We start from the raw sequence: 20523 nt of genomic DNA on the forward strand, positions 1-20523 counted from the left end.
GTAGAGGATTTTTTCATGCATTGCCAAACCATCGTTCTGGGCGCCGGTATCGTCGGTGTTTCCACGGCCCTGCACCTGCAAGCACGCGGGCGCAAGGTGATCCTGATCGACCGTGACGAACCGGGCAGCGGCACCAGCCACGGCAATGCCGGCCTGATCGAGCGCTCCAGCGTGATCCCCTATGCCTTCCCGCGCGAGCTGTCCAAGCTGCTGCGCTACGGCCTCAACCGCCAGCCCGACGTGCGCTACAGCTTCAGCTACCTGCCCAAGGCCGCGCCCTGGTTGCTGCAGTACTGGAAGAACTCTGCCCCGGCGCCCCTGGCCGAGGCCACCCGCGCCATGCTGCCGCTGGTGCAGCGCTGCGTCGAGGAACACGACGCACTGATCGAGGCCGCAGAACTGGGCGCCATGGTGCAGGCCAAGGGCTGGATCGAGGTGTACCGCACCCAGCCTGCCCTGGCCCAGGCCGTGGCCGATGCCCAGGCGCTCAAGCCCTACGGCCTGCAGTTCGAGATTCTCGACAAGCAGCAGTTGCACGATCGCGAACCGGACCTGAGCGCCAACGCCGTGGGCGGCATCCACTGGCTCGACCCCAAGACCGTGAGCAACCCCGGCGGCCTCACCCGCGGTTACGCGGCGCTGTTCGTCAAGCGCGGCGGGCAGTTCATCCAGGGCGATGCGCGCACCCTGCGTCAGGTGGCCAGCGAATGGCAGGTCGACACCCGCCAGGGCCCGGTCACTGCACCGGAGGCGGTGATCGCGCTGGGCCCGCAGGCCGGCGAGCTGTTCCGCCCGCTGGGCTACGACATCCCGCTGGAGGTCAAGCGCGGCTATCACGTACATTTTCATGCCAAGGCCGGTGCTGCGCTCAAGCATTCACTGTGCGACGTGCAGGGCGGCTTCGTGCTGGCACCGATGGCCCAGGGCATTCGCCTGACCACCGGCATCGAGTTCGCCGCCAGCGACGATGCGGCCAACGAGGTCCAGTTGCAGCGCTGCGAAGCCATCGCCCGCCAGCTGTTCCCGCTGGGCGAGCGCACCCAGGACGCGCCGTGGCTGGGCCGACGCCCCTGCCTGCCGGACATGCGCCCGGTGATCGGCCCGGCGCCGCGGCACAAGGGCCTGTGGTTCAACTTCGGCCACGCCCACCACGGCCTCACCCTGGGCCCGGTATGCGGGCGCCTGCTGGCAGAAATGATTACCGGCGAGAACACCTTTACCGACCCGACGCCCTATGGCGCCGACCGCTTCGAACACTGAGATCGCGGAGAACAACAACATGACCGCACCACTGAGCCTTGCCGCTGCACGCCCCGACACGCACCCCGACCCGCGCAAGGTCGTGGTGAGCATCGACGGGCTGAACAAGTTCTATGGCGACTTTCACGTACTGCGCGACGTCGACCTCAAGGTGCGTGAAGGTGAGCGCATCGTGCTGTGCGGGCCGTCCGGCTCGGGCAAGTCGACGCTGATCCGCTGCATCAACCGCCTGGAGATCGCCGAAAAAGGCACCCTGCTGGTCAACGACACCGACCTGGCGCTGACCACGCGCCAGGCCGCCGAGGTGCGCAGCGAGATCGGCATGGTGTTCCAGCACTTCAACCTGTTCCCGCACATGAGCGTGCTCGACAACTGCACCCTGGCGCCGATGAGCGTGCGCGGCCTGTCGCGCAAGGAGGCCGAGGAGCGGGCACGGTTCTACCTGAACAAGGTGGGCATCGAGAGCCAGGCGGGCAAGTATCCCAGCCAGCTGTCGGGCGGGCAGCAGCAGCGCGTGGCAATCGCCCGGGCGCTGTGCATGAAGCCAAAGATCATGCTGTTCGACGAGCCGACCTCGGCACTGGACCCGGAGATGGTCGCCGAAGTGCTGGATGTGCTGGTCAAGCTTGCCGACACCGGCATGACCATGCTGTGCGTGACACACGAAATGGGCTTTGCGCGACAGGTGGCCGAGCGCGTGCTGTTTCTGGACGGCGGGCAGATCATCGAGGATGCCCCGCCCGAGGCGTTCTTCAACAACCCGCAGAGTGATCGGGCCAAGGGCTTCCTGGCGCAGATTCTGCACTGAAGCCGCTGGCCTTTCGCGGGTCACGCCCGCTCCCACAGGGGCTCACGCCGGCCTTGTGGGAGCGGGTTTGCCCCGCGAAAGGCCCACCACGTACTACGCCTAGCGCGCCTGCATCTTCGACTTGATGAACCCGGCCACGAACGTCAGCACCGCGCCGCCGGCACCACCGCCGACGATGCTGCTGATGATCGCCGCCATGTCCAGCGACCCGCCAGCCCCCATGGCGGCCCCGGGCTCACCGGTGATCGCGGCCAGTATCTGGCCCACGATCACCCCGCCCACCCCGCCGAAGATCGAATTGAGCAACGGCCCCATGCTCTGCTTGCTCATGCCGGCGGCATTGCCGCCTACCACACCACTGATGACCTGAATGACCAGACTCACGATGTCCATGGCTATACCCCTGCGCAGCGCTGATTGAGTGACGGCTCAGCTGCGACTACGACTACAGGCACTACCGGCGGCATCGAGACGTCTCGATCCGATCAACGACAGCCAGCTGTTGCGGATACGCGAAGTATAGGACAGGTACACGCCCTGCCCTTGCCCCCTCACACGTCGAAGTTCATGCGCCGCAGCCGCGCATCGATGGCCGGCGCGTTGAGCGCGCGGTTGAACAGCAGGGCCAGCAGCAGCGACAGCGGCACCAGCGTGGGCAAGGCCCCCAGCATGCCGACCAGCGCATTGGGCAGCATGTGCTGCAGGCGTGGCCCGTCCCGCAGCAGGGCGATCGGCGTGTCCGGGAACAACGCCAGCAGCGGCATCAGGCAGAAGGCCAGCACCACGGCGGCCAGCAGCCGATTGCCCGAGCCCTTGCCCATGAAGCGGTTCATGCGGTGCCACAGCATGTCCTTGAACAGCCAGGTGCACAGCAGCCCCACGCCCACCAGCATCACCCCGTTGATCGGACTGGTGAACGGCAGCACCAGGTAATGCTTGAACATGGCCCACACCGTGGCCGGGCCATCGGCCCTGAACAGCACCTGCGGCCCGCCGAACTTCACCTCCAGAAGCTTGCCCGCGCTGAAAAAGAACAGCACCAGCATCAGCAGGCTCAGCCGCCAGAAGTAACCCAGCGCACGGCGCAGCACCAGCCTGGGCTCCAATTTGCTGCGCAGGGCCGTCTGCTGGTCCGAGGCGTTCTTGCGCAGCGCGAAGAAGCGATTGGCCTGCTCGGGGCTGACCGTGCCGTTTTTCACGTCCGACAGCTGGCTGACGTAATTCACGTGTCCAGACTCCTCGATCATGCGCCGGGCCACCGCACGCTCGCTGGCCAGGGCCACCTGTTCGATGTCTGCCGGGTTTTCCAACTGCTCGATCACCCTGTCGAAGTAGCTGGCGGCCAGCCCGTCATCGAACACCACATGCCGGTAGCGGCCAAGCATGTTGCAACGGATGCTGCGCCGTCCGGCACGCACCTGGGCCTGGCTGTAATAGCAGGTGCCGTCCACGCTCAGTACCAGGTCGCCCTTCTCGGGTGTGTTGTCCGGGTAATAGGGCGCGGCGAACCCTTCGGCAGCCCGCTCGATGGTTTCGGGCTCATCCCCCCACTCGTCGACGTAAGGCTTGAGCCAGGTATCGTTGGACTTCAGGTGCACCGAATTGCCGACTGCCTTGGCCGACACCTCCAGGGTGTAGCGGGTGCAGATGAACTTGTCGCCCAAACAGCCGCCGCAGGTCACCTGCCCCCCCATGCAGCCGCACGCCACAGAGCCGCCCACACAACTGGGGCAGTTGTCGCCGCCTGCGCCCATGCAGTAGGCACAACTGCCACTGCCGGTGCGGCCGGAGCCGCCACAGCCCCAGCACTGCGTGCGGCCCTTGCCGCTGCAACTGCTGCATCTTAGCTTGCAACTGCCGTTGCACGCGGTGCAGCGCTGCTTGCCGTAACCGCTGCAGGTGCCGCAGGTATGGCTGGTGTAGAGCGGGTCCAGGGCAAACAGCTTCACCTGCTGGCTGCGTAGAAAATGCGCGGGATTGCTGCCCAGCCCCTTGAGCACACGGTTCTTGTAATGCGCCGCGCCCCTGCCCAGCAGCACTTGACGCTGCTCGGCCATCGACTGCTCGAGCTGGTGTTCGCTCACCGAATTGATCCGCAGCCCCACCGAAGCCGACTCGCGGCGCACTTCGGTCACCAGGCTCCAGCGCCGGCTCACGCTCACCGCGCGCCCCTTGTCCTCGCCATGCTGCACGGTCAGCTCGAGATCGGAGGTGTCATAGCCGCACCCCTGCAGGCGGCTGCGCAGTGCTTGCTCCACGGTGCGGGTGAATGCCTGGGTCATCGTCTACTCCGTCTCAATGCGCGCGTCCTGTTTTCGCCTGCTGGCGTAACGCCACAGAATGCCACGCCGCCCCTGGCGTGCGCTACGCGTCACGTTTCGGTTGTCAGCAATTCTTGTAGGAAACTGCCCAATATGTAGCCCTGTGCTACCATCCCGCGCAGCGGGTCACGCGCGCCATCAGTACAGGGAAGCACTCTTTGAAACACCACACCCCCTCACGTTTCAGCGCACTCGCCCTGGCCTGCTGGCTAATGGCCGGGCTCGCCTTCCAGGCATCCGGCGCGCTGGCCGACCAGTTGATCGGCACCCACCCCTCGGCTGCCGGCCCGATCAACCACATGGAAACCCCGCAGGGGCACGCCTACCTCACGCTGCCCCAGCGCAAGCTGCAGTTGCAGCTGCCAGCGCAGTGGCGCGAAACCAATGTGGAGGGCACCTACGACCTGCAGGGCGAAACCGCCGTGGTGCTCAGCTACCGCACGCCGCAATGCGACTCGCAAAGCGCGCTGGTGGTGTTGTCCGGCACCTCGGCGTGGGGGCCTTACCGCCTGGGCGGCTGTTCCGACATGCTGGCCTTGCAGCGCGCCGAAGACGGCAAAAGCCTGGTGGCGATGCAGCTCAACGGCACGCAGTCGGCGGCCTGGACCTACTCGTCGCTCGACCGGCAGTTCCGCGGCCCGCTGCGGGTCGACCTGCCGAACCTGCTCAAGGGCCTGGCCAAGGCGACGCCAGCCCCTGCCAGGGCCGCAGCGCCACGCCCTGCACCCGTCCAGCACGCCGTGGCCCCGACGCCCCCGCCGCAACCCAGGCCCGCGCCCGCGGTGGCCAGGGTCGAGGCCAAACCGCCAAAGCCTGCCCCGGCAGCAGCGCCATCGGCCGCGCCGCAGGTCACGCCCCAGGTCGCCACTGAAGTGGTCGACCGCGCCAAAACCGCGGCGCCGGCCCAGCGCCGGGTGACGCTCGACCTGACCTCCGAGCTGGAACACTAGCCGTGAACAGCCGCCTGTCGCCCGACCTGACGGGCCGGCCATGGCGCGGGTGGCTGCGCCGGCCTGTCGTGGCACGTGCGTCAACGCCCCGCCAGCAGCAACGCTTCGTGGCCCGCCTGATGCTGGGGCTGACGCTGTGTTACCTGCTCGTCGAGATGGGCTTCAACGCACGCCTGCTGGATGTGGTGGGCGGGCTGGCCAGCCCCGCGCAGGTCGAGTCGATCGAAGTCTACGGACGCCTGATCGCCGGCACCGCCGTGGCCCTGCTGGGCCTGGGCTGGGTACTGAAAAAGGCCTGCAGCCAGTACTGGAGCCTGGGCCGCACGCTGGCCTGGTCTGCGCTGACGGTGGGCAGCTGCCTGCTGGTGGTGTTTTATGCGCAGCTGGCCCTGATCAACCACCTGGTCGCCACCTCCACCCCGCAGGAGCGTGCCCGCGCCGTGCTGGGCGTGCCCATCAGCTACCTGTTGGTGCATCGCGAGTTCGGCCTGAAGGGGCTGGAGCTGGGCACCGACGACTACAAGCGCCCCGAGGGCAAGACCCTGCTGGCCACCCTGCCGATCCTGCTGCAGTCGGTCGATCGCCTCGAAGAGCGGGTGCGCCAGCAGGGCCTGGCCTTCTTCGAACTGTTCGCCGAAACCCGCCGCGGCCCGCTGGCCGACAACTACCAGCGTTACCGCGAGGCCCTGGCCGAGCTGGACGAGCTGTACGGCAACTACCGCCAGGGCAGCCAGCGCTACCTGGACGCCACCAGCCCGGCCGCCATCGCCCGGCATCAGCAGCAGGCCTGGGACGATTACGTGCAGACCCTCAAGCAGCGCAATCGCCGCCTGACCCCAGGCAACGTGCCGCGCCGGCACTGGCCGCAGGTGCGCCGCATGCTGGATGACAAGGGCATTCAGGTGAGTGACAACTGGCAACCCGGCGACCGCGCCGGCTTCAACCTGGCCGTGGCCAAGCGCGTGCAGGGCCATGCCAGCGGCGCCTACGGCACCGAGCTGTTCAAGCATATCCAGGGCGACTGGATCAAACCCGGCCTGTCGCGCCAGGGGTTCTTCGCCGACCCGGCGATCCAGCAGCGCTGGCGTAGCGCGCTGTACCTGCCCGACAGCCTGTCACTCAAGCCCGACTGGTCGCTCGACGCCTATGAACAGGCGATCTACCGCCCGACCCTGCGCCTGGATGCCCAGCAACTGCTCGAAGAACGCCTGGTCGAGCCGGCCCGCTATGGCGAGCGCAACGACAAGGCCGACATCGGCCGAGACAGCTACCGCGCCCTGATCGTGCCGATGATCGCCCTGCTGTTCTCGTTGCTGGGGGCCTTCACCCACCTGTTCAAGTGCACCCTGTTCGCCCTGCGCGCCGTGCGCCCGGTGCCGCGTCGCGCCTACTGGGGTGCGCTGGCGGTGTACGCGGTGGTGGTGCTGGCGCTGCCGATGCCGTTCAGCAACAAGGTCACCGAACAGCCGCTGTTTCTCACCCTCAAGCAGCGAGGCGCCAGCACCCTGGGCGCCATGGGCTGGGTGATCGCCCACGGTGCGCAGTGGACCGCCCAGGTGCAGCCGCTGTTCTACCCGCTCAACGAAGCGATTCGCCTGCACCTGCTGCAAGGCCTGAGTTACGGCTACCACGACAACGACTGATGACAGCGCCCCGCCACGGCCTGAAAGGAGCCCCACCTTGACCCGCTCGACCACCCTTACCCTTGTACTACTGGCTGGCAGCGTGCTGCTCGGCGGCTGCCAGAACTCGCAGATGGGCAGCACCGCACTGGGCGGTGCTGCCGGCTGCCTGGGCGGCGCGATCATTGCGGTCGGCACCGGCGGCAAGCCCGGTGTGGGCTGCGCCATTGGTGCCGCGCTGGGCGCCCCCAGCGGCTACTACATCGGCCGCCAGAAAGACCTGCAGCAGGCCCGGCAGGTGCAGGCCGACATCGAGCGCCAGTCTGCCGACGTAGCCGCCGTGCAGGTCAGTACCCGCCAGGTCGCGGTGCCGGCCGACGAGCGCAATGCGGTGGGCGCCGCCAGCATCGATGCCGTCGACTCCATGCAGGTGAACGTACCCCAGGCCCTGGTCAACAAGCGCGACAAGCGCCTCAAGGAGCCCCTGGGCCGTGTCGGCAGCTACGTGTCCGGTGCCCGCAGCAAGGCCAATGTGGTGGTCACCACCCGCAGCAAGGGCGACTTCAACTACATCGTCAGAACCATCAAGAGCGGCTACAACGGCAAGGTCGCCACCGACAAGGTCACCTACCAGTACCGCGAGCAGACCCGCGGCACCCAGTCGGCGATTCAGGTCATGCACGACGCCCAGGCTTAAGCCTTCCAACTCCAGTGGAGAACAGCAAGCATGCAGGATTTCAAGATTCAACGCCCCGACCCGGATGGCCGCGCAAAGCCGCAAAGCAAGCCGCAAAGCCAACCGCAGCAGCCCGACAGCACCGACCACACGGCCTACTACAAGCCGCGCCACCGCCAGGCGCAGCAGAACCAGAGCAACTACACCCGCAGCAGCGACAACGGCCCGATGCTGGTCTACGTGCTGTACCTCATCAGCCTGCTGGTGGTGGTCACCGCGCCTGCCGGGCTGGTCTACGCCTACCAGAGCCGCGCTGGCGCAAATGACCTGGACCGCAGCCACTACACCTTCCAGATCCGCATGTTCTGGATCGGCCTGTTGCTGCTGGGGGTGGGCGTCATCGGCATACCCTTCGTGTTCGGCTGGTTCGTGCTGGTCGGCTGGGCTGTCTGGCTGCTGTATGCAATCACCACCGGCATGCGGCGCTGGCGCAAGGGCCAGCCGGCCAGCTGAGGCCTGGTTGCCTACGCCGAAAGTCGTACGTTAAATATAATGAACTACCAAGCACGCTAACAATTGACATTAATCCTTATAAAACAAGGTATTGGGTTGTATTTCTATAAACAACATAATGAAATTAGCCTGCCACAGGGTAAAGCCGTTTGACATATTTAACGGCTCTGGCAAGCTATGTCACAGGTTTCGACCGGGAGTCGTCCTTCCAGGCGCTCTCGGCAGTGCTCGAAACCTCAGGTAGCGTCAGCGGTTCCCGATGCGCCTGCACAACAATGACAGGCCGAGCCTGTCCCAAGGTGACATATGCCCAACAGCAACATTGGCAATAAGAATCAGACCCTGCGCAAGCCTGTCGTACTCATGACCATGGGTGCCCAGGAACGCAAGGGCCATGCCTACCAGGTAATGACCCACAAATACATCCAACCCCTGGTCGACCATGCCGGATGCGTGCCGGTTCTGGTTCCGACCTGCTGCGGTACCGAAGACCTCGAGCAGTACCTGGACATGGCCGACGGCGTGTACCTGACCGGTGCCGGCAGCAACATCGACCCGGCGCTGTATGGCCAGGAGAACGAAACCCCGGGCAAGGCCCAGGACCGCGACCGCGACCTGTTCGACCTGCCGCTGGTGCAACTGGCCATCGCCCGTGGCCTGCCGATCTTCGGTATCTGCCGCGGCATGCAGGAAATCAACGTGGCACTGGGCGGCGACATCTACCAGAAGGTCTATGCCGAGCCAGGCTTCAACGATCACCGGGAGAACCCCGATGATCCGGTTGATGTGCAGTACAGCCAGGTTCACAGCGTGCGCCTGGAAGCCGGCAGCTGGCTGCGCGAACTGCTGCAGAGCGATGAAATCCGCGTCAACTCGCTGCATGGCCAGGGCCTGAAGACCCTGGGTGAAGGCCTCGAGCCACTGGCACGTGCCGAAGACGGGCTGGTGGAAGCGATCCATGCACCAAGCCTGTCGCCGTTCCTGTTCGCGGTGCAATGGCACCCGGAATGGCAGGCGGCGCAGAACCCGGACTCGGTGAAGATGTTCGAAGCCTTCGGCCAGGCCTGCCGCCAGCAGGCAGCCAAGGGTCAGGCGGCGAAGAAGGTCGGCTCTACGGCCTGATTCGCGCCAACCGTTTCGCCGGCAAGGCCGGCTCCTGCCGCAGGAGCCGGCCTTGCCGGCGAAGGGCCCGGCCTGTCACCTCACACCCCCAGCGCCTCGATCAGCAACTGCGCCGGCACCGGCAGTTCCACCCCCTTGCGCGTGACCACCTCATAGGGCTCGCTGCGCGAGTTCAACACCAGCGGCAGTTGCGCCAGCATCCCATGCTCGAGCGCGATCCTGGCCGAGTCCCACGGCATCACCGCCACCAGCCCACGGTCCTGCAACAGCAGCGTGAGCGTGGTAAAAGTTGATGAAGTTTCAATGGGATACAGCGGAAAGCTCAAACCCGCCTCACGAAATTCTCGCTCCAGCGTCAAGCGCATCGGCATGTTCACCGGGAACACCACCCAGCGTGAATCGGCCAACGCCTCGAGCCTCAACTCGGCATGCCCCACCAGCGGGTGCAGCAGATTGGCCACCACCACCAACTGCTCCTGATGCCTGGCCCGGCTCACATAGGCGCCCGGTCGTGGGCTCACGCTGGTTCGGCAGATCACCACATCCAGGCGGCCCTGATCGAGCAAGCTGAGCAGGCGGTCGCTGGTGTCCTCGACGATCGATACCGACAGGTCCGGCTGGCTCTCGCGCAGACGCGCCAGGCCCTCCACCAGCATCGGTACCGCCCCCATGATCGACCCCACCGACAGCCGCCCGCCGTGGCCCTGCAGAATACCGATCATCTCTTCGCGCAGGTGCGCCAGGTCGGTATTGATCAGGCGCGCATAACGCACCACGCAGCGCCCCAGGTCATTGGCCTCCAGCCCCTTGCTGGTGCGCTCGAACAGTACCGCGCCCAGGGTCGATTCGATTTCATTGAGGGCCTTGGTCGCGCCCGGCTGGGTAATCGACAGGGCCTGGGCGGCCTTGTGGATCGAGCCCAGCTCGTCGAGGCTGATCAACAGGCGCAACTGGCGCATGCGCAGGCGCGAAGCCATGGTAGTCAGGGGTGGCAGCATAGGTGATTACTTTTGGTTATCCCTCGGTCAACAGCTGTCATTAGGCAGCAAAGCCACGCAAATTTAAAGTGTCGGACAACAGCCCTCCCCACAAGAACAATCAGGAGTCAGCATGCGTCTGATCCAATTCGAAACCCCTGCAGCCGCGCGTCACGTCGGCGTCATCGAAGGCGACCTGATCCAGGTGGTACGCAATACCCGCACCATGCGTGAACTGGCCCTGGCCGCGATTCGCAACACCCGCAGCCTGTGCGACGAAGTGCTCGCCCGCGGCCTGGACGCCACCGCCCACAGTTACGCCCAGGCCCTGGCCGACTGCCGGGTGCTGCCGCCGCTGGACCACGACGACCCCGCCCACTGCCTGATCAGCGGCACCGGCCTGACCCACCTGGGCAGCGCCTCGACCCGCGACAAGATGCACCAGCAGAAAATCGACGACAGCACCGCCCTGACCGACACCGCCCGCATCTTCCAGTGGGGCATCGAAGGCGGCCGCCCGCCCTCCGGCACCGCCGGTGTGCAGCCGGAATGGTTCTACAAGGGCGACGGCTCGATCGTGGTACGCCCCGGCCAGCCGTTCCAGAGCCCCGCCTTTGCCGAAGACAGCGGCGAAGAGCCCGAGCTGGCCGGCCTGTACGTGATCGGCGATGACGGCCAGCCCTACCGGGTAGGCTTCGCCATCGGCAACGAGTTCTCCGACCATGTGATGGAGCGGCGCAACTACCTGTACCTGGCCCACTCCAAGCTGCGCAACTGCTCCTACGGCCCCGAGTTGCGGGTCGGCGAGCTGCCCGCTCACCTGGGCGGCGTCAGCCGCATCCACCGCGGTGATAACCTGCTGTGGGAAAAGGAATTCCTCAGCGGCGAGGACAACATGTGCCATTCGCTGGAGAACCTGGAGTACCACCACTTCAAGTACACCCAGTTCCTGCGTCCGGGCGATGTGCACGTGCACTTCTTCGGCACCGCGACCCTGTCGTTCGCCGACCAGGTCAAGGCCGCGCCCGGCGACGTGTTCGAAATCAGCCTGCCCGAGTTCGGCGCCCCGCTGCGCAATGGCATCAGCGTGACGCCTTCGGCCATCTCACCCGGCGAGGTGAAAGCGCTCTGAACCGCAGGCGGCGCCCCGCGCGCCGCCGCGGCATTTCATAACAACCATAAGAGTGAGATGAGCATGAAAGACACCTCCTTGCAGGCCGCCCCGGCACCTGCCCTGGCTGCCACCGATGCCCAGCGGCCCACCACCGTGCGCTGGCGCATCTTCCTGATCCTGCTGTTGCTGGCCGCGATCAACTACATCGACCGCGCCTCGCTGTCGGTGGCGCTGCCGCTGATCTCGGCGGAATTCGAACTGACCCCGGCCATGGAAGGCCTGATTCTCAGCGCGTTCTTCTGGTCGTACGCACTGATGCAGATCCCCAGCGGCATGCTGCTGGACCGTTTCCAGGTGCGCAACATCATCGGCGCCGCCACCATCGGCTGGGGGGCCTTCCAGGCACTGGCCGGCGGCGCGCACAACTGGATCACCCTGCTGATCACCCGCGTCGGCCTGGGTGTGGCCGAATCGCCGATCATGCCGGCCGGGGCCAAGCTCAACGGCGCCTGGCTGACCCCCAACGAGCGTGGGCGTGGCGCCACCCTGGTGGACGGCGGCGCGCCGCTGGGCACCGCATTCGGCGCGATCATCATCGCCGGCCTGATCACCTGGTTCGACTCCTGGCGCATCGCCTTCGTGATCGCCGGGGTGGGCACCATCGTGGTCGGCATCTGGGCCTGGTGGTACATCCGCAACCACCCTTCCGAGCACCCCAAGGTCAACGCCGCCGAGCTGGACTACATCAACCAGGCCAACGCGGTGGCCAGCGACGGCAACGGGCGCAAGGCGATCCTCAAGGAGCTGCTCAAGAGCCGCTCGGTACTGGCCATGTTCGCCGGCTACGCCTGCTACAACAGCGTGTTCTACGGCCTGCTGACCTGGATGCCGAGCTATCTGCACCAGGCCCACAACCTGGACATCAAGGCCATGGGCGGCGCCACCTTCCTGATCTTCATGTGCGGCTTCGTCGGCGAGCTGATCGGCGGCTGGATCGCCGACAAGTGGAAAGCCAGCGGCGGCCAGCCCAACACCGTGATGCGCAGCATGTTCGCAGGCTCCGCCGCCGTGGCTGCCCTGTGCATCCTGCTGGTGGCCTACACCCCGGATGCCGCGCGGGTCATCGCCCTGCTGTGCGTCGCGCTGTTCTTCATCCGCTGGTGCGGCATGTACTGGTGCCTGCCGGCGATCCTGGGCGGCAAGTCCAAGGCCGGCATCCTGGGCGGCAGCATGAACTTCTGCGGCAACATGGTCGGCGTACTGGTGCCGATCCTGATCGGCCTGATCGTGCAGTTCACCGGCTCCTACTTCCTGGCCCTGATCTTCTTCGTGGTCATGGCCTTCGGCCTGATGCTGTTCTCCGGCCTGATCGACTATCGCGAGCGCGGCCTGGCGTAAGCCCGGCCCACGCCTCTGGAGATGACTGAGATGCAACTCATTACAACAACAGGCAGCGACAGCGCCGCCAATGCCGTGATCCGCCTCAACCCGCTGGACGACGTGCTGATCGCCCGCCAGCCCCTGCCAAAGGGCCTGCACCTGCAGGCCGAGCACATCGAGGTGCTGCAGGCCATCCCGGCAGGGCACAAGGTGGCGGTGCGCGCCATTGCCCCCGGCCAGCCGCTGCGCCGCTACGGGCAGATCATCGGCTTTGCCAGCCAGCCCATCGCCGCCGGCGAGCATGTGCACGTGCACAACCTGGCCATGGGCGACTTTGCCCGCGACTACGCCTTCGGCGTGGACGCCAGGGGTACACCGGCCACCACCGACGATACCTTCATGGGCATCGTGCGCGCCGACGGCCGGGTGGCTACGCGCAACTACATCGGCATCCTCACCTCGGTGAACTGCTCGGCCACCGTGGCACGCGCCATCGCCGACCATTTTCGCCGCGACATCCACCCCGAGGCGCTCGCGCCCTACCCCAACGTGGACGGCGTGGTGGCCCTGACCCACGGCGTGGGCTGCGCGGTCGACCCTGGCGGCGAGGCACTGGCGATGCTGCAGCGCACCCTGGGCGGGTACGCGGTGCATGCCAACTTCGCCTCGGTGCTGATGATCGGCCTGGGCTGCGAGACCAACCAGATCCCCGACCTGCTGGCTGCCCAGGGCCTGAACAGCAGCCACACCCTGCGCACCTTCACCATCCAGGGCACCGGCGGCACCACGCGCACCATTGCCAGCGGCATCGCCCAGGTCAAGTCGCTGCTGGCCGAAGCCGATCAGGTGCGTCGCGAGCCGGTCAGCGTCAGGCACCTGACCGTCGGCCTGCAATGTGGCGGCTCCGACGGCTATTCGGGCATCACCGCCAACCCGGCACTGGGCAATGCGGTGGATCGCCTGGTAGCGGCCGGTGGCACCGCGATACTGTCCGAAACCCCGGAAATCTACGGCGCCGAGCACCTGCTCACGCGCCGTGCGGTCAGCCGCGAAGTGGGCGAAAAGCTGATCGCGCGCATCCACTGGTGGGAAGCCTACTGCGAGCGCATGGGCGCCGAACTGAACAACAACCCCTCAGCCGGCAACAAGGCCGGCGGGCTCACCACCATTCTCGAAAAATCCCTGGGCGCCGTGGCCAAGGCCGGCTCCAGCGACCTGATGGACGTCTACGAATACGCCGAACCGGTGCGTGCCCACGGCCTGGTGTTCATGGACACCCCCGGCTACGACCCGATCTCGGCCACCGGCCAGGTCGCCGGCGGCGCCAACCTGATCGCCTTCACCACCGGGCGCGGTTCGGCCTACGGCTGCGCACCGTCGCCCTCGATCAAGCTGGCCACCAACACCCGCCTGTGGGAAACCCAGGAAGACGACATGGACGTGAACTGCGGCGGCATCGCCGACGCCAGCACCACCATCGAGGAACGCGGCGAACACATCTACCGCCTGATGCTGCGCATTGCCTCGGGCGAGCGCAGCAAGAGCGAACAACATGGCTACGGCCAGAACGAATTCGTGCCCTGGCAGATCGGCGCCATCACCTGAGCCCCTGCCCTCAACCGACAAGGACCCCGCAATGACCTCTGTTCTCGGCCACAACTACATCGCCGGCCAGCGCAGCGCTGCCGGCACCACCGTACTGCAGAGCCTGGATGCGAGCACCGGCGAAGCGCTGGCGTGCACCTTCATCCAGGCCACTGCCGAAGAAGTGGACGCCGCCGCCAAGGCTGCCGCCAGCGCCTACCCGCAGTTCCGTACGCTGCCTGCGACGCGGCGCGCCGAATTTCTTGATGCCATCGCCGACGAGCTGGACGGCCTGGGCGATGACTTCATCGCCACGGTATGCCGCGAAACCGCCCTGCCCGCTGCACGCATCTCGGGCGAACGCGGGCGCACCAGCGGGCAGCTGCGCCTGTTCGCCAACGTGCTGCGCCGTGGCGACTTCCACGGGGCACGCATCGACCGCGCGCTGCCAGAGCGCCAGCCACTGCCGCGCCCGGACCTGCGCCAGTACCGCATCGGCCTGGGGCCGGTGGCGGTGTTCGGCGCCAGCAACTTTCCGCTGGCCTTCTCCACGGCCGGCGGCGATACCGCCTCGGCGCTGGCCGCCGGCTGCCCGGTGGTGTTCAAGGCTCACAGCGGGCACATGGCCACCGCCGAATGGGTGGCCGATGCGATCCTGCGCGCTGCGCAGCGCACCGGCATGCCGGCGGGGGTATTCAACATGATCTATGGCGCAGGCGTGGGGGAACGGCTGGTGCGCCACCCGGCGATTCAGGCGGTGGGCTTCACCGGCTCGCTCAAGGGCGGCAACGCCCTGTGCAATATGGCCGCCGAGCGCCCGCAGCCGATCCCGGTGTTCGCCGAGATGTCGAGCATCAACCCCGTCATCCTGCTGCCACAGGCGCTGCAGGTGCGTGGGGCGGCCATCGCCCGCGAGCTGACCGGTTCGGTGACCCTGGGCTGCGGGCAGTTCTGCACCAACCCCGGCCTGATCATCGGCGTGCGCTCGCCGGCGTTCAGTGACTTTGTGCACGCCTTCGTCGCACAGATGGCCGAACAGCCTGCACAGACCATGCTCAATGCCGGGGCACTGGCCAGTTATGCCAAGGGGCTGGAGCACCTGCACCGCCATCCTGGCCTCACGCACCTGGCAGGGGCCGCGCAGAACGGGCGCCAGGCGCAACCCCAGCTGTTCAAGGCCGATGTTAACTTGTTGCTGCAAGGTGATGATTTGCTTCAGGAAGAAGTGTTCGGCCCAGCCACCATCGTTATCGAAGTAGAAGACGATGCGCAGCTGGCGCTGGCATTGCAAGGGCTGCGCGGACAACTGACCGCCACCCTGATCGGCGAGCAGGCCGAGTTGCTCGAATACCGCTGGCTGGGTGAGTTGCTGGTGGAAAAGGTCGGGCGGGTTCTGCTCAATGGCTATCCGACGGGGGTCGAGGTGTGCGATGCGATGGTGCATGGCGGGCCGTACCCGGCCACGTCCGATGCCCGGGGCACCTCGGTGGGTTCACTGGCGATCGATCGGTTCCTGCGCCCGGTGTGCTTGCAGAACTACCCCGATGCACTGCTGCCCGAAGCGTTGCAGAATGCCAATCCGCTGGGAATCCAGCGGCTGGTCGATGGCGTCATGAGCCGCGAGGCTGTCGGCGCCTGATGCGGGCGCCTTCGCCGGCAAGGCCGGCTCCTGCACCTGCAGGGGCCAGCCTTTCCGGCGACTGGGGTCAACCCTTGTTGGCAGCCAGGCTGTCGACCAGCATTGCGCTCTGCGCATCGCTGGCTTCGATCATCAGCTGCTTCAGGCTCTTGTCGAAGCCCGGGAACGGCGCTTCGAAGTTGAACGTGGACTTGCCCAGCAGCCCGCCCACGTACTGGATACGCGCCGCGTCCCAGCTCACCTGCTTCTGACGGCCCAGGCGCGGGTCGCGCAGGAACACCAGTTGCACCGGGGTAACGCCCGAATAGTCCGCCTTGTCTAGATCGGCACCGGCCGCGATCAGCGCATTGGCCACGGTCTTGTCACGCTGCGTGATGCAGTAGTGCAAGGCAGTCTGGCCCGCGTAGTTCACCGCGTTGATGTCCTGGCTGGCGATCAGGCGCTGGCCCAGTTCCGGGCGCTCCTTGGTCAGGCTGTTGCTCTTGCACAGCTCGTGCAGCGGCGTGTTGCCGAACAGGTTGGCCGTCTTGGCATTGGACAAGGCCAGCAGTTGGTCGAAGTGCGCGTCCGAGCAATCGCGCCACGCGTTCTTCAGGCACATCATCAGCCGGGTATTGCCCTCTGCGGTGGTCTTGAGCGGGTCGGCGCCCAGGCTCACCAGCATGTCGTAGGCATTCTCGGCCACATAGTGGACCGGCAGCTCGGCTTCGGCGACCAGCGGCTTGTTCAGGTCGATGTCAGAGGCCTGCAGCAGGTACTTGAGCGACTCCACATCGGCCACGTAGCCGTCACGGGTAGACTTGCCGGCCAGCGCTTCCTTGAGCTTGTAGTGGTTGGGCGGCACGTCCTGGTACGGCACCAGCACCTGTACATCCAGCTCGCGGTAGATCACGGTCTTGCCGGTGTCCTGCCCCGCCGCGTAGGTTTCGCGTTTTTCGACGGTCTTTTCCGGCCAGTCGGGCGAGGCGAAGTACTGGATCGAATCGCCATCGCGCTGGCCATCCTTGTAGGCAGTGACCTTACGCAGACGGTAGGTGCCGTCGTCGAGCAGCACGAACTCCTCCTGCAGGCCCTCCAGCTTGCCCTGGTTGTAGTGCTTGCGCTCCTGCACCTGGCCGGTCGGGTAGAAGGTTTCCTGCACGCCATCGAGCTGGCCGCTGCCGTCCTTGTCATAGTTGGCGACCACGGCCGGCACCTGCTCGCCATTGACCACGCGCCAGGCCGATTGGGCCAGGGTGCGACCGTTCTGCTTGCTGCCCTCTTCGTGCACCGTGACCTCTTCGCGGGTCTGCAGGCCGCTGGCGCAGTCGAACTGGCTATCGGTCTGCTTCTTGCCGGCGATGACGATGCGCTGCTGCGGCTTTTTCTCGCCGCCGCTGCAATACACGGTCGTGGTGCCGGTCAGTTGGCCGTCATCCAGTTGCGCCTCGATGGCCACCGAGCCGTCGGCATTGTGGGTAACCCAGTCGCCCTGGACCTTGCCGTTCTTGACCTTGAACTCGGAGATCAGCGTGTCGCCTTCCTTCCAGATGATGGTGCCGGACACCGGCTCCTTGGTCTTCTTGTCCACATAGATGGCAGTGGGCTTGCCCTTGCTGCCCTTGGAGGTGGTGACCTCGTCCCACTGGTAACTCGACCCGCAGCCAGCCAGCAACGCGGCAATGCCTGATACAGCCAGTACTTTTTTCACAGAACGTCCTTGGAGTTGAATGTGGCGTGGGGAGTTACTTGATGCGGGTCAGGGTCATGCTGACCAGCTCACCGCCGTCCAGCACCACCAGGCGGTTGCCGTTGTCTTCGACGCGCGCGTTCATCACCGCGGTGCCGTTCTTGTCGCGGGCGACGACGGTGTCACCGTCACGCTTCCACTCGTCGATCTCGTACTTGTCGCCCAGCAGGGTGATGTAGTCCTCGTCCAGCTCTGCGGTACCCACGTTGCTCTTGAAGCCCATCACGCTGGCCTGCACGTTGAACTTGCCTTCGATGGCATCGCTGCCGCAGCCGGCCAGGGCGGCGAACAGCGAGGTGAGCACCAGCGTCTTGATGATTTTCATTAACCGAGTCCTTAGCACGTATCTGTCTTGTGGGTTGCACGCTGGCACTTTCATATCAACCTGCCAGCATGAGCAACCTATGACCCTGTCCTACAATTTAAGTTCACTTCATAAACAACTTTAGATTATTTACTTAACTATCTGTTTTTAAACGAAAGATAATGAAAATAGCCTGGGAACCCGATGATTTGTTTTCTACGCAGATGAGCCCCGCCATGGCCTATGCTCATCAGCTTGACCCGGATCAACAGCCCGCCGCCCGTGCAGGCGCACCCTGCCCCATGAAGTTGCGCGTGTACCCCCTTGAGGAGAAACGACCATGGCCCGCATGAAAGCTGCAATCTTTGTCGAAAAGAACCGCATCGTGCTCGATGAAAAACCGATCCCCGAGGTCGGCCCCTCGGACGCCCTGATCCGCATCACCACCACCACCCTGTGCGGCACCGACGTGCATATCCTGCGCGGCGAGTACCCGGTGGAAAAGGGCCTGACCATCGGCCATGAACCGGTCGGCATCATCGAAAAGCTCGGCGCCCAGGTTAAGGGCTTCACCGAGGGCCAGCGCGTCATCGCCGGCGCCATCACCCCCAGCGGCCACAGCTATGCCTGCCTGTGTGGCTGTTCGTCCCAGGACGGCCCCGGCACGCCGCACGGTTTCAAACCGGCCGGCGGCTGGAAGTTCGGCAACACCATCGACGGCTGCCAGGCCGAATACGTGCTGGTGCCGGACGCCATGGCCAACCTCTCGCCGATCCCGGACGGGCTGAGTGACGAACAGGTACTGATGTGCCCCGACATCATGTCTACCGGGTTCTCCGGGGCCGAGCGCGGCGGCGTGCGTATCGGCGACACGGTGGCAGTGTTCGCCCTGGGGCCGATCGGCCTGTGCGCGGTGGCCGGGGCCAAGCTGATGGGCGCCACCACCATCATCGGCGTCGACACCGTGCCCGCGCGTCTTTCGGTAGCCCGCCAGCTGGGCGCCACCCATGTGGTGGACTTCAAGCAGGGCAACGTGGTGGACCAGATCATGGCCCTCACCCACGGCCGTGGCGTAGACGTGAGCATCGAGGCGCTGGGCACCCAGTCGACCTTCGAGTCGGCGCTGCGCATCCTGCGCCCGGGCGGCACGCTGTCGAGCCTGGGGGTGTATTCCTCCGACCTGACCATTCCGCTGTCGGCCTTTGGCGCCGGGCTTGGCGACTACAGCATCGTCAGCACCCTGTGCCCCGGCGGCAAGGAGCGCATGCGCCGCCTGATGGAGGTGGTGGCCAGCGGCAGCGTCGACCTCAAGCCGCTGGTGACCCACCGCTACAAGCTCGACGACATCGAGGCGGCCTACGAACTGTTCGCGCACCAGCGCGACGGCGTGATGAAAGTCGCGATCACTCCATGAGCACCGCCATCAGGGCTGCATCGCCGGCAAGCCGCTGCTGAGCACCAGGCTGTCGCGGATCTGCCCCGACAGCGCATTGACCCCCGCCATCACCCCGGTGGCGGGGTTCTGCATCAGGCCCTGCCATTCCTCGTTGAGCGCCACATTGAGGATTACCCGCAGCTGCTCGACCATGGCCGGGCGCTCGCTTTCGTGCATCATCGCGCCGATGCCCGCCGAGGCCACCGAGATCAGCGCCCCCACCGCCTTGCCCACCGCAGCCGCCACCGCGCTGGCCGCGCCGCGCGGCACCAGCGTTGCTTCGAGCTGGGCGCTGGCGCGCTTGGCCACCGACGACAGGCCCGTGTCGGACGGCGCCTGGCCTGCCGCCACCGCAGCCTTCTGGATCTGCTCGTTCAACGCCAGGTAGGCCGGCAGGCTCAGCAGTGGCTGGGCCGTGATCAGCTGATGCACCGAGGCGTCGCGTGCGGCCGGCGGGCCGAGGGCGATGGCGGGAATGCGGTTCAGGTGCAGGGCGAACTGGTCGGGGGCGGCGCGGTAGCGCTGGCCGATACCTTGCAGCTGCTGGCCGAGCAGTTGCACGTACAGTTGGGTGGCGCGCTCGCGGATCAGCTGCGGGTTGATTTCCCTGGCCACCGGCTCCAGCACCCGTTCGCGGTACTGCTCCTGCAGGTAGAGCGCCAGGCGGTCCTCGCCGGGCGCGGTCTGCTGGTTCTTGCTGACCTTGTACCAGGCCACCTTGAGGGTCAGCCACTGCTGGGTCCAGTAGCCGGTGAACCACGGAATGAAGTCCGCCTCGGTACGCGCGTGCACTGCGTCTTTCCATACCTTCATGGAGCGTCGCGCATAGTCCTGGGCGGAACGGCTGGCGCCCTCGGAGGCGTCGATGATGTCCCAGTCGACACGTTGCCAGGCGGCCTGGGACAGCACCACCGGGGGTTGCGGCGCTGGTGTCGGCCGGGACCGGGCGCAACCGCCGATGGCCAGCAACAGTGCAAGGGTGCACAGGGCGAGCAGGATGCGCTGGTTCAAGGTCGGCCCCCCGGTGCAGTGAAGCGCTTGCCTGGAGTATAGCGAGCGGCGCGGGAACCACGGCTGGCCTTGGTCGGC

At 66.0% G+C, this 20523-nt stretch carries 18 protein-coding genes; 12 read left to right on the forward strand and 6 right to left on the reverse strand.

Annotated elements, in window-relative coordinates; genetic code table 11:
- Window positions 1-15: 15 nt before the first annotated feature.
- Window positions 16-1260, forward strand: coding sequence for an NAD(P)/FAD-dependent oxidoreductase (locus tag KH389_RS13755; RefSeq protein ID WP_054914584.1), 1245 nt, complete (start codon window positions 16-18; stop codon window positions 1258-1260).
- Between the two features lie 19 nt (window positions 1261-1279).
- Complete coding sequence (locus KH389_RS13760) at window positions 1280-2068, forward strand: amino acid ABC transporter ATP-binding protein (protein ID WP_043861496.1); 789 nt, start codon at window positions 1280-1282, stop codon at window positions 2066-2068.
- 99 nt (window positions 2069-2167) lie between these two features.
- On the opposite strand, the gene KH389_RS13765 is transcribed toward KH389_RS13760, so the two are convergent.
- A complete protein-coding gene (locus KH389_RS13765) occupies window positions 2168-2461 on the reverse strand; it encodes a hypothetical protein (RefSeq protein ID WP_054914585.1) in 294 nt (97 codons plus the stop codon).
- 158 nt (window positions 2462-2619) lie between these two features.
- Window positions 2620-4350, reverse strand: a complete 1731-nt coding sequence (locus KH389_RS13770) for a hypothetical protein (RefSeq protein WP_213605673.1) — start codon at window positions 4348-4350, stop codon at window positions 2620-2622.
- Between the two features lie 197 nt (window positions 4351-4547).
- Between KH389_RS13770 and KH389_RS27530 the strand changes: the two genes are divergently transcribed.
- The 5 genes from KH389_RS27530 to KH389_RS13795 all read left to right on the forward strand — a co-directional run bounded on the left by KH389_RS27530 (window position 4548) and on the right by KH389_RS13795 (window position 9272).
- Window positions 4548-5339, forward strand: coding sequence for a hypothetical protein (locus KH389_RS27530; RefSeq protein WP_153046083.1), 792 nt, complete (start codon window positions 4548-4550; stop codon window positions 5337-5339).
- A gap of 2 nt (window positions 5340-5341) precedes the next feature.
- On the forward strand, window positions 5342-6982 hold the full coding sequence (locus tag KH389_RS13780) for a hypothetical protein (protein ID WP_054914588.1): 1641 nt from the start codon (window positions 5342-5344) through the stop codon (window positions 6980-6982).
- A 37-nt stretch (window positions 6983-7019) separates the two neighbouring features.
- Window positions 7020-7658, forward strand: a complete 639-nt coding sequence (locus tag KH389_RS13785; protein ID WP_058540130.1) for a glycine zipper domain-containing protein — start codon at window positions 7020-7022, stop codon at window positions 7656-7658.
- Window positions 7659-7688: 30 nt separating this feature from the next.
- Window positions 7689-8150, forward strand: a complete 462-nt coding sequence (locus tag KH389_RS13790; protein WP_052504253.1) for a DUF4870 family protein — start codon at window positions 7689-7691, stop codon at window positions 8148-8150.
- Between the two features lie 306 nt (window positions 8151-8456).
- A complete protein-coding gene (locus tag KH389_RS13795; RefSeq protein WP_043861344.1) occupies window positions 8457-9272 on the forward strand; it encodes a gamma-glutamyl-gamma-aminobutyrate hydrolase family protein in 816 nt (271 codons plus the stop codon).
- Window positions 9273-9352: 80 nt separating this feature from the next.
- Here KH389_RS13795 and KH389_RS13800 read toward each other — a convergent pair whose 3' ends face one another.
- On the reverse strand, window positions 9353-10270 hold the full coding sequence (locus KH389_RS13800; RefSeq protein ID WP_213605674.1) for a LysR family transcriptional regulator: 918 nt from the start codon (window positions 10268-10270) through the stop codon (window positions 9353-9355).
- A gap of 112 nt (window positions 10271-10382) precedes the next feature.
- Between KH389_RS13800 and araD1 the strand changes: the two genes are divergently transcribed.
- The 4 genes from araD1 (at window position 10383) to KH389_RS13820 (ending at window position 15966) form a co-directional block, all read left to right on the forward strand.
- Window positions 10383-11381: an AraD1 family protein gene (gene araD1 / locus KH389_RS13805; RefSeq protein ID WP_058540128.1), complete on the forward strand. Its 999-nt coding sequence runs from the start codon at window positions 10383-10385 to the stop codon at window positions 11379-11381.
- A gap of 63 nt (window positions 11382-11444) precedes the next feature.
- The gene (locus KH389_RS13810) at window positions 11445-12761 is read left to right on the forward strand and encodes an MFS transporter (RefSeq protein WP_371920431.1); all 1317 of its coding nucleotides are present in this window, start codon (window positions 11445-11447) and stop codon (window positions 12759-12761) included.
- A 30-nt stretch (window positions 12762-12791) separates the two neighbouring features.
- Entirely contained in the window at window positions 12792-14348 is a 1557-nt protein-coding gene (locus KH389_RS13815) for a UxaA family hydrolase (RefSeq protein WP_058540127.1), read from the forward strand.
- A gap of 31 nt (window positions 14349-14379) precedes the next feature.
- Window positions 14380-15966 carry an aldehyde dehydrogenase (NADP(+)) gene (locus tag KH389_RS13820; protein ID WP_213605675.1) on the forward strand — a complete coding sequence of 529 codons (1587 nt, stop codon included), beginning with the start codon at window positions 14380-14382 and terminating at the stop codon, window positions 15964-15966.
- A 67-nt stretch (window positions 15967-16033) separates the two neighbouring features.
- Here the strand turns inward: KH389_RS13820 and KH389_RS13825 are convergent, their stop codons facing one another.
- Both KH389_RS13825 and KH389_RS13830 read right to left on the reverse strand, forming a co-directional pair.
- Entirely contained in the window at window positions 16034-17656 is a 1623-nt protein-coding gene (locus tag KH389_RS13825; RefSeq protein WP_213605676.1) for an ankyrin repeat domain-containing protein, read from the reverse strand.
- 34 nt (window positions 17657-17690) lie between these two features.
- Window positions 17691-18020, reverse strand: coding sequence for a hypothetical protein (locus KH389_RS13830; protein ID WP_043861351.1), 330 nt, complete (start codon window positions 18018-18020; stop codon window positions 17691-17693).
- Between the two features lie 319 nt (window positions 18021-18339).
- Here KH389_RS13830 and KH389_RS13835 point away from each other — a divergent pair, with 319 nt between their 5' ends.
- Window positions 18340-19413, forward strand: a complete 1074-nt coding sequence (locus KH389_RS13835; protein WP_043861352.1) for an NAD(P)-dependent alcohol dehydrogenase — start codon at window positions 18340-18342, stop codon at window positions 19411-19413.
- A 9-nt stretch (window positions 19414-19422) separates the two neighbouring features.
- Here KH389_RS13835 and KH389_RS13840 read toward each other — a convergent pair whose 3' ends face one another.
- The gene (locus tag KH389_RS13840) at window positions 19423-20445 is read right to left on the reverse strand and encodes a hypothetical protein (RefSeq protein WP_054914596.1); all 1023 of its coding nucleotides are present in this window, start codon (window positions 20443-20445) and stop codon (window positions 19423-19425) included.
- Window positions 20446-20523 lie beyond the last annotated feature (78 nt).

Source organism: Pseudomonas qingdaonensis, from assembly GCF_018398475.1.
Taxonomy (GTDB): domain Bacteria; phylum Pseudomonadota; class Gammaproteobacteria; order Pseudomonadales; family Pseudomonadaceae; genus Aquipseudomonas; species Aquipseudomonas palmensis.

Coding starts and splice junctions, on each gene's coding strand:
- KH389_RS13830 (WP_043861351.1), bottom strand. CDS start 18,020: ATGAAAATCATCAAGACGCTGGTGCTCACCTCGCTGTTCGCCGCCCTG.
- KH389_RS13810 (WP_371920431.1), top strand. CDS start 11,445: ATGAAAGACACCTCCTTGCAGGCCGCCCCGGCACCTGCCCTGGCTGCC.
- KH389_RS13755 (WP_054914584.1), top strand. CDS start 16: ATGCATTGCCAAACCATCGTTCTGGGCGCCGGTATCGTCGGTGTTTCC.
- araD1 (WP_058540128.1), top strand. CDS start 10,383: ATGCGTCTGATCCAATTCGAAACCCCTGCAGCCGCGCGTCACGTCGGC.
- KH389_RS13770 (WP_213605673.1), bottom strand. CDS start 4,350: ATGACCCAGGCATTCACCCGCACCGTGGAGCAAGCACTGCGCAGCCGC.
- KH389_RS13795 (WP_043861344.1), top strand. CDS start 8,457: ATGCCCAACAGCAACATTGGCAATAAGAATCAGACCCTGCGCAAGCCT.
- KH389_RS13765 (WP_054914585.1), bottom strand. CDS start 2,461: ATGGACATCGTGAGTCTGGTCATTCAGGTCATCAGTGGTGTGGTAGGC.
- KH389_RS13835 (WP_043861352.1), top strand. CDS start 18,340: ATGGCCCGCATGAAAGCTGCAATCTTTGTCGAAAAGAACCGCATCGTG.
- KH389_RS13760 (WP_043861496.1), top strand. CDS start 1,280: ATGACCGCACCACTGAGCCTTGCCGCTGCACGCCCCGACACGCACCCC.
- KH389_RS13790 (WP_052504253.1), top strand. CDS start 7,689: ATGCAGGATTTCAAGATTCAACGCCCCGACCCGGATGGCCGCGCAAAG.
- KH389_RS13820 (WP_213605675.1), top strand. CDS start 14,380: ATGACCTCTGTTCTCGGCCACAACTACATCGCCGGCCAGCGCAGCGCT.
- KH389_RS13800 (WP_213605674.1), bottom strand. CDS start 10,270: ATGCTGCCACCCCTGACTACCATGGCTTCGCGCCTGCGCATGCGCCAG.
- KH389_RS13815 (WP_058540127.1), top strand. CDS start 12,792: ATGCAACTCATTACAACAACAGGCAGCGACAGCGCCGCCAATGCCGTG.